We start from the raw sequence: 12,343 nt of genomic DNA on the forward strand, positions 1-12,343 counted from the left end.
AAATCTATTCATTCAGCCGCTTAGCTGTAACCATTATAGTTACAACTATAGTAAATAGTCAACCTTATTTTTTATGCAATTTCGCATTTTTAAAAATACATACTTCTTTTAATTTGCTCCTAATTATCTTAAGAGAAGTTGAGCTTCTATCATTTTAAGTAATTGCATATATATAATAAAAAGCATATAAGGGGGATGGAAACGTGGTAATTTCAAGACAAGATTCCTGGACTAACGATAACGATTTACTTCTCGCAACAATCGTGCTTCAAAATATTCGTAACGGCGGAACACAATTAGCTGCATTTAAAGAAGCTGCTAAACCATTGGCCAGAACTCCTGCTGCTTGCGGATTTCGTTGGAACTCTTACTTGCGAAAACAATACGAAGAAGAAATACAACAAGCAAAACAAAATCGAAAAGTGGAAAATAACATTTCTCCCTTCCAACAAAAAAAAGAAACAAACTCTTTATCTATTACATTAGATGACATTATTTCATTTCTACAAAATTATAAAGAAATGGATGAATTGACAACTTTACAAAATCAAATTGAATATTTAGAAGCAGAGAATCACTCTCTTTCGCAACGTTTAGCTATGTATGAAGAAGAGTATAGTATGTTACTTAATCATATCGATAAGACAAGAAATTTAATTGTAGCCAATTAAATTTAGAAATAAATTAACTATTATGCTTTCTAAACCGTAGTATTAGTTAAGAATAAGATTTGATTTATAGGTAAGTCTAAAGAGCATTTTTTGAAAATAAGATCGATAAAAACCCCTATTAACTTAAAAATTAATAGGGGTTTTTATCAAGTATTTTTATTAATGATCAGACTTTGTTATAAATTATCACCACGTATTTTAAAGCAACAATTACTTTACCTTGTGATAATCTTCCACTCTTATTAAGAGTTAGTAAATCAAATAAATCCCCCATTTTAAATTCACTTAACCCGTATAATAGGTATATACATTATTTTATTTTTGTTTTTTCATCTCTTCCATTTCTTGTTTCCATGTAGCACCCACACCTCCTGATGGCGTATTCCAACGGTCCTCTTGTCGTTTAATGCGTTCCATGTCTGCATCACTCGGCTTAAATTCTTCTACTTCCTTAAGTTGTTGTTCAACTTCGTTATTATTAGGTTTATGTTTGGTAGTAACTTCTTCGGGCTTATCATTGGCTTCAACATTCTTGCCTTCGTTCATTTGAGACTTGTGATTATTTGACTTACTCTCATTAGATTGCACGCTTACGTTTTTCTCTTCAGCCCAACGATTATTTTTGACATCCCATCCGACGGGAATAACTGAATACATTTCCTTATCTTGGCCAACATAATCCGCACCAAATAACTTACCGTCCTTAAATTGAACTTGTATCACTGCTTCTGGCGCCTCATAAATATATTCAATTAATTCAGTATCAAACTTCTTCGTTTTAAATGCACTTGTCGCATTACGGTGTAATGCCTTAGCTACTTCTTCATATGGCATACCATGTTCAAGTGCTTCAAAGTAATCGACAGGCATTGTAGAACTACTTTCATCTACTGGAAGCTGATACTGCACAATATCAACTTTATCCTCATTTTTTTCCGTATCAATCGCTCTGTTTTCGTTATCCCTTGGCACATTATCATCCAACTTTTCCGCGTCCTTTAATTCATCACGCTTTGTTTCATCTACCTTCTTATCGGCTAGCGCGTCCTTCTTCACTTCTTGCTCACTCTTAGGAGTTTCTTTCTTGGTAGAGGCGTTCTCCTGACCACATCCCACTAATAAACTTGACAACAATAATCCTAATACTAGATATCTTTTCATGTCCATTCTCCCTGTTTGCGCTATATTTATACAATAACATTATCGTATTTACCTTATATTACCTTATTCCCTTCGTAATATTATAACAATATATTAAAATATACAACAATTTAATTCTCTATTATGCTATCTATTACGAGATATCTAACGAGTTTAATTCTGTCAATCATGCTACGGCTTTCTAACACTTCTTTTGCACACTTTCTTCTTCCCCCCGAGATGCACCTTTAGTGAAAACAAATGAACAAAATTTCGTTAACCTGGTATGTATAGGTACTTATACAAATCAATCATTAATACGTTCACAGTATTGACCAGTCAGACATTTCAATTCGCCCCAATATTCACCCTAACATGCGTTTCTCATTGTAAATAAAAAAACGGCGAATCCTCCATGTAAGAGAATCCGCCATCACAAGTAACTAATTATTTCATATCTGTTTTTTCTTTTGCTTTCGTTGGAAGCTCGTCTCTCCTCACTTCCTCCCAAACTTTCCTAAGTAGTATACACGTAGGGGTGCTTCTTTACGAAGATTCAAGTTGTACCGCTTGTATCATTTCACTGTTTATAAAATACAGTTAGGATCAAAATGCTTCCACTTGAACAACTTTTTTATTTCCATACCAATTACAAGCCTTTGTAGAGTAACAGTATCGGTATGTCCAAGTTTAAGAATTTTTTTGCACCAAAACCCACAACTATATTTGGTTCAACTGTTCCCATCACTACCATATCTTTATCAGTGATTATCTTCACCGTTTGATCTTAAATTATAATTTTTTCATAATATATGCAGAAGAAATATAACCTACTAGTTTTTGATCTGCAGTTTTAACTGGATACCATACAAACTGATTGCTACTATCTACAGATTCATCATATGCAGCGTTTCCTTGAATAATCAAGTTCGTACTTTTACTTAACGGTTTCCCACTTGAAGCGGAAGTAGGTTTAGATCTTAAATTTACTCCATCTCTTGTTACAAGTACTTGATCACCTGTTTTTAGGTGATAGATAGAAGAATGTGGATTTGTTAGTATGTACTCCTTCTTTTTAAATACAATATTTGTGCTCGTGTTAGGATCATATTCGAAATCAGCTGTACTGAAAGGAAACTGTACCAATTTTGTATCATTTAAAAAACTGTATTGTTCTAGAATAGAAAACACTTTTTCTTGGTAAGCGTTTAAATTTTTTTGACCGGTAGCTTTATATAAAGGACTGTTTGCAGGTTTTGTTCCATTATAAGCCATAACGGAGAAGTACCAGTTTTCGATTACTTCTGATCCAGCAGCTTTTACCTTAGGTAGATCTGTTCGCTGATACATGCTACGAAGAACTTTAACACCTGCTTCAATATTATAATTAATATCATATTTTAACTTTTGTTGATCGAACTGAGGTTGATTGGTAATTTGCATAATCCCAATTCCACCATCTTGTGCTATGATTGGCTGGCCGTTTCCATCAAATTGTTTCCATCCACTTTCTTGTGTAGCTACAGCTTTTACAACTTCAGGAGGAACATTTTCTTTTAATGCTGCGTTCGTTAGTAGGCAATTTATGTGCTGACGAGAGGGATTTTGGTTCGGCTTAATTTCACCATATGGCTCACACGTAGATGCAGCAGAGACATCTTCATAGGACCAACAAAATATCATGAAGCAAGCCAATATCCCTATTCTTAGTAATTGTACTTTCATTCTAGTATTCTCCAATCTATTTAATAATTTATAGTTATACACATTTTACCATGATATATTTCTAACATTCTATATTTTAAGAATCCATAGGATCAATCACGAGAGTGGTAATGGGACACCACGGTCTTGCACTTCAGCGATAGCAGAAATGGACTTCGCCTTTGGTAGCAAAAATCCTACTAACGTTAGTCACTTGCCTATTTAGGGATAGGAGTTTGAATTTAAATAATGAGTTCTGAGACACTACTCCTCTTCTAAAATAGCGTAATAATATTCATCCCACCATTCATTCCCATGTGGTATACACTTTCTGAAATAGCCTTCTCTTCTCATTCCAATCTTCTCCATCACTCGATATGATGAGATATTTTGTGGCTGACATGTAGCGATAATCCTATGTAATTTCATTTTCTTAAAGCCATATTTTAATGTAGCTTGTGCTGCTTCAGAAGCATATCCTTTATTAAAGTATTTTGGATTGAACACCCAACCAATCTCATAAGTATGCTCACCAAAATATTTATGAAATACTATATGACCAATCAGGATATCTTCATCTATTAATACCACAGGAAAGTTCTTAGCATTTTTACCACTGTTTTCATTCACAAAGTTCCTTGTATCTTCTTCAGTAAAAACCCCTTCAGGTATGTATTTCATAACATTGATATCTGATGTATACTCATGGACAGCTTGCCAATCTTTGAACTCAAATTTTCGTATTAATAATCTTTCTGCTTTTACAAACATGTACTTTCCCCTCTCAAAAAATTGTAATTATATTTTAAATCCACATATAACCCTTAAAACAAAAAGAACCTGTAGGAATCTCTACAAGTTCTTTTTAGTTTAAGATGAATATATGGGGCAAACAAACTATCTTACAGATTCATCATAGAAACTACAGGGGTAATGCTTTGACAAATACATTATATAACAAATATTAACATCCACAGATTTTAATTTTGGAAATTATGTGAATTAATAAAAAACTAGTTTTTTATTAGATATTATTATTAAGAGCTGACGGTATCATTATATTTCATTCTGCAACTTATTTAGAAGAGTTATGTACATTTCGAAGAAGTTCCTCAATAAGTTTTGTTTTTTCATTTACCTTTGTGGCATATGTGAAATCACCATAACAATATGGATACCTAAAATTATTTTTATTTCCACCACAAGTGTACATCGCTGGATTTTGATCAACTTTCATCTTAGAAAACTTTTTGGCCGAATCTTCCGAGTGTTGTTTAACTTCTTGACTGGCGATAAAATCAATATACCCTGGTCCCATATTATAGCTTTGAATAATTGTCTCCATGCTAACATCTTTTTCCGTTCCATATTTGTACATTTTTGCAAAGTGTTTTACCCCTTGTTTAATGCTCAAGCTTGTCTCTTGAATTTCATTTGGCTTTAATCCCAGTGATTCAGAAGACTGCATAGGGTCGTTTCCCTCACCTCTACTCTCTTGGTACATAATTCCTAATAAAACTGCTGTTTTCTCTCCTAAATTATATTTTTCTAATTCTTTTTTCAAGGTGTGCTCATATTGCAAAACACGTTTTTCGGTTGCGAGCGCTTTATTTTGTTGAATATTGGTTTTATGATTAAGATATAGTATTCCAAGCATTGTTCCTAAACCCAAAATACTAATAAACAATAATATAATAATTCGTATTTTACTCGTATTCTTCATATATTCCTCCTCGTATAAGAAATTCTATTTTTCAAAGGTAATTAGTTATTTATAAAATATGTAATAAACATCTATCTCCCGCTCCTTTTCAGACTTAAACATCAATACTTTAAGATTTATAGTTTAATATAAAAATTTAAAGATAAGGTAAAGATAAGATAAAGATAAGATAAAGGGCATTTTTTATGCGTACATTAGTAAAGTATTGGTACAAACGGATATGTGGGAGAACTTGTTGATATGAATGGGTTTAGTGATAATTGAGAGATTATCGTACAAGTTATTAATTTTGGAGATATCATTTTAGAAGAAGATTTACCTTATCTTTTTAATATACTTTATAGAGAAAACTAAGAGATAAAATATAATAAAAACGGCTAACCCTCCACGTAAGAGACTTGGCCGTCACAAATTACTAATTATTTCATACTTGAGATATTATCACCCTTAGCGCTATACAATGAGATATTGGCTTAACCATTGAAAATTATTTAAAGGTTTACTTTTTTCATTTTTTTACTATTTCATAACTTGCTTCAAATTTAATCTTCCGCATTTATTGCCGTCTAACAATCATCATCACACATGACTTAATACATTATTGAAAAGAAACAGTTCTACACTATGCAGGCTTTCTTTATGATTTTACCGTTAAATTATTCATAAAACTCTCTATAGAATTCGCCTGGAATACACGAAAATAAGAAGATTGAACGTCATAATGTTTGTCAGTAATGATAAGGATTGAAGGAAAGAATTTAGAAGTTTTCGGTTGCCAAGATTCATTATGCCATTCTTGGCTATGGAAGTATAACTCATATCTATTTATCTTATCTTGCATTATCTTTTTACTGTACACTGACTTTTGAACTTCAATAAAGAATGGCGATCTACGCCATATTGTAAAAGCATCCGGTTCCATATATTCTTTCCCATACTTTGGTTCAACTTCGAATAGCTTAGGATTTTCATAATGAACGAGTTGTTTGTATACGTCCACAATACCAAGGAAATGAGGAATTTTTTGACTCGTTTTTTTGATAGAACTGGGTTGTGGAAAATAAATGTATGGGTGCTGTAATACGTTAGCATCAACATGCCCATCTCTTCTTAATCGTTTCATAACTGTATTACAACAAGTTATTGCATTCTTTAATCCTTGAAAATGTAAATAAATAATATCGTCACGAGACATACACCTAAATCGTTTCAAGTCATTCAAAATCCCTATATCTCTACTCTTCATCATCTAACACCCCAAATAAAGGCATTTCTTTTTGCAGAGGGTTTTTAGATTTTTTCTCCTCTTTAGCCATACGATATGGCTCAATAATTTGTTTCGCTTTACATAGTGACAAGTAAGGTGCTTGCACTTTCTTTAATCCATTTCTTTTAAAAATCATTTGGCCAGATTGCTCTAAATGCTCTGAACCAGGAGTACCCATGATATTACTATTAATCACACTATCACATTTAAAGCCAATTCTTACAGTCATATTAAGTTTTAACTTACCATCTAACACCTTGGCATCTGGTCGCTGCATACTAAGCATAAGAAAGACTCCAAGTGATCTCCCAACTGCTGAAATCTTTTCTATTGTAGCCATACACTCTTTTTCATCTTTAAGCATAGCTACCTCATCGATAGCAAGTAGAATATATGATTTTTGATAATTAGGATTTATTTTGTTGTACGCATCAATATGATCAACTTCATATTCTTCCATAAGTTTTCTTCGTTCTCTGATTTCCTTCCATAACTTTTGAAGCATTATTTTCATTTCGATTTCTTCCATACAAACTTCTTTTACATGCTTCACTCTACGCAAAAAATGAAATTCAGAGTTTTTTAAGTCACCAAGATATAAATGCAACTTTTCAGGAAACATATATTGAATAAGTGTGGATAATATAACACGTACCATACTACTTTTCCCACTTCCCGTTTCCCCTGCAATTAATAAGTGTGGTGAATTGGAGTCAATCATATCGTACGCAATCATCTTTCCAAATTGGTCCCTACCAACAACAACAGGTAAACGGTAATCTTTTAATAGTGGTTTCCATCCTTTATAACAGTAATTGTACGATTTTAGCCCAGCGTTCGAACGGAATACATGTAGGACAAATTTTTTCACATCACCTTCAATCGTAATATTTCGTCCTAATATTTGCTGGAAACAAAACCACTTCTTTTCAATCTTTTGTGGATCTAATCCGTTTGGTATGGTAAACACATATCTCACACTTTCTGCTGAAGAAGAAATATTATGTACCTTTGGATAAATAAGTACTTTCCCCCCGCGTGTTTGATGTTCCGTATATAGACCTGCTTTTCCAAATACCTCTATAAGTTGATTCCTTAACCTTTGTGTAAGAAGCCACTTCTTAATCAGTTTCATATACTCCCCCCTAAAACATGATTACGATGCGAATAAATACATATCCAATCAAACAAACTCCACCAATTCGCATGCCGTAATAAATTCCTTCACTTACAAATTTGGCTGCGGATATATAGTCATGTCGTACCAAATATTTTTCTAACATGACTGCCCCGATTAAAACAGTTCCCATTACTCCTAATGCAATGTAAGTGTTGAGTACCTGATCCGACATATGAAGGAATGCGAAAGGACTTAATGAATTGTATTTACGTATTTTCTTTACTTTCTCTTCATATGACCGATCCTTAAACTCACGAAAAGAAACTGTTTCCTTCCTACCACGCATTTAAATGCCCCCTCTATAAACAGAATGAACAAACTAGATAAAATATAGGTTTTATACGCTTATTACCTTGATAGCATTATCTTGACTGTTAACGTGGTAGATACTTTGCTAGTTCAAAGGCTAGTTGATTTGGTATCTACTTTGGTAATAAGTTTGCTAGATACCATGGTTGCTACCTTGATACATCATATTGCGTGGGGCTTGTACATTATTAACACTTTTGTTTAAAAAAATCATGCTTTGGAAAAGATGTGATTAATAGAGGATTTAAGAATAGGAGTGTTCACAATGTTTGGCTTGGGGAAACCATTATCAAAGTTTGGTAAATTTTTAAGGAAAAATAATATTACTCAAACCGAATTAAAGGAATGGAGTGGAGTTAATCAAAATACAATTAGTCGTATTTCTCGTTCAAACGCATACAAGCCTTCATTAGGGAATGGTCAAAAACTAATTAGATCCTTAAAAAGAAAAGGTTACAGCGTAGACTTTGAGGATTTCTGGATGTAATAATCAGCTCGTTAAACCGAGCTGATTATTTTTTGAGGATTTCATCATTATTTTTGATTTTTTAAATACCGGTTTCTCTATTAACAGAATGAACATATTTTTTCTAAAGGTATTACAAACTGAATCATAACTGGCCAATAAAAACCAAAAGAACATGATCTGAGGTTTTTTTGCTATACAAATAAAAGTACTAAAATTCCAAAGAACGTGTATAAAAAGTGATAAACAAAAGATATATTGTTAAGAGCAATAATATTAATACACAAGAAAAATACACGATAGAAATGCGCTTCCTATTCACCTTCCAATTACGTATACTGGAAATCATAAAACTTACTATCACCATGCAACAAATCCCCACAAAAAACACCAATACATATTCGTGAATAATAACACCACAAATTAAAAATATAACCGCTAATATTGCTAATAGTGAATGTATTACACGCAAAAATAACCTCTCCTTATCTCATTGGAAATCCATTAATATATTATTATTTTATTTAGCAAACAAATGGTTTCCGATTTGTGCAACGGTTTGACGTGTTGTAATCCATTTGTCAGTCGAGGTTTTTGGATTATAGAAATAAAGCCAATCAGAATTTGTTCCTTTTGAAGTGAGAGCCTCTTCTACTGCCATTCTTGCTTCCTGTGTAGCAGGCTGATTAATTCTACCGTCTGTAACAGGAGTAAATGCATAACCATTTTTAATGGGTTCATAAATTACGTCTTTAATTGTATTTGGAAAGCCATTAGCGTTAACCCGATTTAACACTACCATTGCAACTGCAACCTTTCCTTCATGCGGTTCTCCCCCTGCTTCTACATTCACTAATCGAGCCATTAAATCCACTTCTTGTAATGGAATACCCGTATCAATCTTTAAGTGCTGACCGACAAAAATTTGATTTCCGTCTACGTTATTATTTTGTTTAATAATCTGTATTGAAACCTTATATTGTTGTGATATAGAACTTAATGTATCCCCGCTTTTCACTTGGTAAATTGCTTGATATGTATTACTTGAAACTGCTGAATTATTTTTTTGAACATTTTCGTTTGCAGTTGAAGATCCTGGAATTGTTAAGCGTTCTCCAATATTAATTTGATCATTTGCTTTACTATTAGCTTGTTTAAGTGATTGTACGGACACCTCATATTGTTTACTTATTGCTTCTAGGGTATCATTCTTTTGAACCGTATAAACCGTTGAAGCCGCAGCGCCTACTGGATTTGATACTATTGTAATCATTGCAGCAGATAATGGTAACAAAGTTTTCACCTTACATAACTTCATTCAAAAAGCCTCCTAAAAATTATTAAGTACCCTTAATATGTCTATGTTAAAAACAAATCAAGCTATATATAGCGTAACAAAACATAAAATATAAGTCATTGAATTTGTATTTCTATATAATAATTGAATTGCTGATGATATTGAAAATGAATTATTATAGTTAGGTTTTAAAAGAATCGGATAATTCAATTCTCAAACAAAATTTTTGGAAAGTAGAGGCTTACTTTAATTGTTTAAAGAGAAACTAAAAACCTACCTTGAGGCTATAAGGATTTAAAGTCAACTCGAATAGTGTTCTTTTATTTGATTTTCCATAAAACATTTTTAAAATTCCGTACCATTGGAAATACCTATATAAAAAAATAATTAATTATTAGGAGTGCCATAAATGCCTGATGTGATCCGTCTCTGTATTGGTATAGTCATTGCCTTATTTTTATTTTCCTCCATAGTAATGGAGTTTAAAAAACCTCAAAAAGATATGTTTTGGTTTTCGATTGAAGTCTTATCTCTCCTCGGAGTTTTACTGCTAATAAAAGAGTTTTTAATTAATCATATAACATAACCTCTTGAATGAAATTCAATATTCCGTCAATACTGTATATAAGCTGTATGCCACAACTCATTTGAAGTAGTTTTCTCTGTATCTCCTTATAAGGAGCAGTTAGCTTTTGCTAGCTGCTTTTTGTTTGTAAAAAGCACTCCATTAACTGGGCACACATATAATATTCTGTGTTCCTCTCTTTATAAATTGAAATAGTCTTTACAAATGAATTATCTTGTCATGAGAGCACTTTATTAAGTGCTCTTTTCGTGTTTTAAATTAATACAAAATGAAATTTTTATTATATTTATTAATTGGAATATCCCCCTAATCAATGTGTGAAGGATATCACTTCTTTTTTAAGCATCTTTATGAACAAAATTTATAACTTTTACTCCACTTGGATCTATATTAAAAGTAACGGTTTCTATGCCATTCGGAGGATTATAAGCGCCTGTATAAGTTTTATATTGAACTGTAACGATAAAACTAAAATTTTCTTTTGGAAACCGTTCAACTTTTAAAATTTTTGCGTCCGTTAAACTATACTGATGATTTGGCCCAAGCTTATTTCTGATAGCTTTGCTTGCATATGGTGCTAATAAAGTATTGTAAGAATTATAAAAATCTTGATTATCAATATTAACTGCTTTGGTATCTAGCGGCTTTAAAAATAAAACTGCTATTATAATTCCCAAAAGCAAAATAACCACTTTGCTGTTCAACATATAATCACCCTTAATAAATTTGGATATCCGTTAACCTCCCCAGCATAAGAGATGACTATTCTCCCCCGTATTGAACTTCTTTTTATTCAAACAGCACTTTTGTTTAAATCCACTTTTTTTGACTGTGGCCTTACTAATGCTTATGTGCTAAAATCCACTAGGATATTAATTTTAAAATTATTTTTGGAGGCTTTATGAATAATCACAACAACAATGAGACAAACAACAGCAATAGACTATTGGCAATTTTTCTAATAGTATCACCACTATTAATACCTATCGCGCTCCCTACAGCAATAATTGTAGGAATGAAACAATGGATGCCTGATGACGTTGAATACCCTAGTATAATTTCACTATTAACCCTATGTATTGGATTTTTCATAGTTGGGATTATCTTCTCTTTCATATTACACGTATTTAAATTATCTGAAGAAAAGCTAAAAGAATTAGGTTTCTTAGGATTTACAATTTCAATTGTTAGTACATTCCTGACAATGTATGTCGGATATTTTTGGCTAGCAAACCTTAATTTCACAGCAGTACAATTATCACCACATGCTGTATTAATCTTTGCGATTTTATCTACAATTCTTTTAGAAGCAATCTTTAAGTTAATTGATAAATTTGATACCCCTAATACAAAAGAAACAATTTAATAGATTTTAAAATGATTATTTTAGAGCTCATATCAACTTGTGCTCTTTTTTCTTTTAATCAAATAACGATTTTTTTCACTTTTTTGATACATTTATGCGTTATCTTTAGTAAGTTCTTTTCTTTTTATAATATCTTGTGAGATATACCAACACAGGAAGCCCTAGATCCCCTAACCCTAGGGCTTCTTTATTCAAATAAAGATTTTGTTATACGCTTGTTTCTTGTAAGAATGATAATATTAATTGCTGAGATTTTAATTTAAATCTGAATCTTACGTTGAATAAAACTAAATATTCTGTTAATAATGCAGACAACATTATATTTTCTCCATTCCCCCTTGGAGATGAGCAGTTAGCTTTTACTGGCTGCTCTTTTATTTTCTGCAATTGGTTACATTTCCCTGATGTTTTTAACGTAATATTAAGTTACGATATAAAAGAATAAAATATATTTGGCTGTTATACCATTACCCTAGGAAACTAGGGTTTTTATTAAATTGCTTATACTTAATTTCTCAACCACAACGGATGGAATTATAATGAAATGAATGGTAATATATAGACATCTCAATTACGTTAGAGCTTGTTTCCTTGCAAGCTCTTTTTTTATTAAAATAGCGTTTTTGTTCAAAAT

General features: G+C 32.1%; 13 protein-coding genes and 1 pseudogene. 5 read left to right on the top strand and 9 right to left on the bottom strand.

Annotated features, from left to right (window positions below; genetic code table 11):
- Positions 1 to 203 precede the first annotated feature (203 nt).
- Positions 204 to 671, top strand: coding sequence for an RsfA family transcriptional regulator (locus DPQ31_RS27360; RefSeq protein WP_000237088.1), 468 nt, complete (start codon positions 204 to 206; stop codon positions 669 to 671).
- 315 nt (positions 672 to 986) lie between these two features.
- Here DPQ31_RS27360 and DPQ31_RS27365 read toward each other — a convergent pair whose 3' ends face one another.
- The 4 genes from DPQ31_RS27365 to DPQ31_RS27380 form a co-directional block, all read right to left on the bottom strand.
- A complete protein-coding gene (locus DPQ31_RS27365) occupies positions 987 to 1,832 on the bottom strand; it encodes a hypothetical protein (protein ID WP_208731270.1) in 846 nt (281 codons plus the stop codon).
- Positions 1,833 to 2,603: 771 nt separating this feature from the next.
- The gene (locus tag DPQ31_RS27370) at positions 2,604 to 3,536 is read right to left on the bottom strand and encodes a transglycosylase SLT domain-containing protein (RefSeq protein WP_208731271.1); all 933 of its coding nucleotides are present in this window, start codon (positions 3,534 to 3,536) and stop codon (positions 2,604 to 2,606) included.
- A 243-nt stretch (positions 3,537 to 3,779) separates the two neighbouring features.
- On the bottom strand, positions 3,780 to 4,286 hold the full coding sequence (locus DPQ31_RS27375) for a GNAT family N-acetyltransferase (RefSeq protein WP_208731272.1): 507 nt from the start codon (positions 4,284 to 4,286) through the stop codon (positions 3,780 to 3,782).
- Positions 4,287 to 4,590: 304 nt separating this feature from the next.
- Positions 4,591 to 5,238, bottom strand: coding sequence for a lysozyme family protein (locus DPQ31_RS27380; protein ID WP_208731273.1), 648 nt, complete (start codon positions 5,236 to 5,238; stop codon positions 4,591 to 4,593).
- A 216-nt stretch (positions 5,239 to 5,454) separates the two neighbouring features.
- Between DPQ31_RS27380 and DPQ31_RS29495 the strand changes: the two are divergent.
- Positions 5,455 to 5,580 (top strand): annotated as a pseudogene (locus DPQ31_RS29495) (vancomycin resistance histidine kinase VanS); the annotation flags it as partial.
- A 295-nt stretch (positions 5,581 to 5,875) separates the two neighbouring features.
- On the opposite strand, the gene DPQ31_RS27385 reads toward DPQ31_RS29495, so the two are convergent.
- From DPQ31_RS27385 to DPQ31_RS27395, 3 genes are read right to left on the bottom strand one after another with little or no spacing between them, the layout of a single operon-like run.
- A complete protein-coding gene (locus DPQ31_RS27385; protein WP_033658465.1) occupies positions 5,876 to 6,433 on the bottom strand; it encodes a replication-relaxation family protein in 558 nt (185 codons plus the stop codon).
- 40 nt (positions 6,434 to 6,473) lie between these two features.
- Positions 6,474 to 7,640, bottom strand: a complete 1,167-nt coding sequence (locus tag DPQ31_RS27390) for an FtsK/SpoIIIE domain-containing protein (RefSeq protein WP_208731274.1) — start codon at positions 7,638 to 7,640, stop codon at positions 6,474 to 6,476.
- Positions 7,641 to 7,650: 10 nt separating this feature from the next.
- Entirely contained in the window at positions 7,651 to 7,971 is a 321-nt protein-coding gene (locus DPQ31_RS27395) for a hypothetical protein (RefSeq protein ID WP_098711057.1), read from the bottom strand.
- A 288-nt stretch (positions 7,972 to 8,259) separates the two neighbouring features.
- On the opposite strand from DPQ31_RS27395, the gene DPQ31_RS27400 reads away from it, so the two are divergent.
- Positions 8,260 to 8,481 (top strand): helix-turn-helix domain-containing protein, encoded by a 222-nt coding sequence (locus DPQ31_RS27400; protein ID WP_097953849.1) that lies wholly within the window; start codon positions 8,260 to 8,262, stop codon positions 8,479 to 8,481.
- A 499-nt stretch (positions 8,482 to 8,980) separates the two neighbouring features.
- Here the strand turns inward: DPQ31_RS27400 and DPQ31_RS27405 are convergent, their stop codons facing one another.
- Entirely contained in the window at positions 8,981 to 9,778 is a 798-nt protein-coding gene (locus tag DPQ31_RS27405; RefSeq protein ID WP_208731275.1) for a cell wall hydrolase, read from the bottom strand.
- 388 nt (positions 9,779 to 10,166) lie between these two features.
- On the opposite strand from DPQ31_RS27405, the gene DPQ31_RS27410 reads away from it, so the two are divergent.
- Entirely contained in the window at positions 10,167 to 10,343 is a 177-nt protein-coding gene (locus tag DPQ31_RS27410; RefSeq protein WP_001113524.1) for a hypothetical protein, read from the top strand.
- A gap of 338 nt (positions 10,344 to 10,681) precedes the next feature.
- Here the strand turns inward: DPQ31_RS27410 and DPQ31_RS27415 are convergent, their stop codons facing one another.
- Positions 10,682 to 11,050, bottom strand: coding sequence for a DUF3888 domain-containing protein (locus tag DPQ31_RS27415; protein ID WP_098911878.1), 369 nt, complete (start codon positions 11,048 to 11,050; stop codon positions 10,682 to 10,684).
- Positions 11,051 to 11,244: 194 nt separating this feature from the next.
- On the opposite strand from DPQ31_RS27415, the gene DPQ31_RS27420 reads away from it, so the two are divergent.
- Complete coding sequence (locus DPQ31_RS27420) at positions 11,245 to 11,709, top strand: hypothetical protein (protein ID WP_001059293.1); 465 nt, start codon at positions 11,245 to 11,247, stop codon at positions 11,707 to 11,709.
- The last annotated feature ends 634 nt before the right edge of the window (positions 11,710 to 12,343 follow it).

Origin of the sequence: Bacillus sp. COPE52 (genome assembly GCF_003355115.1) — a bacterium.
In the GTDB taxonomy this organism is placed as follows: Bacteria; Bacillota; Bacilli; order Bacillales; family Bacillaceae_G; genus Bacillus_A; species Bacillus_A toyonensis.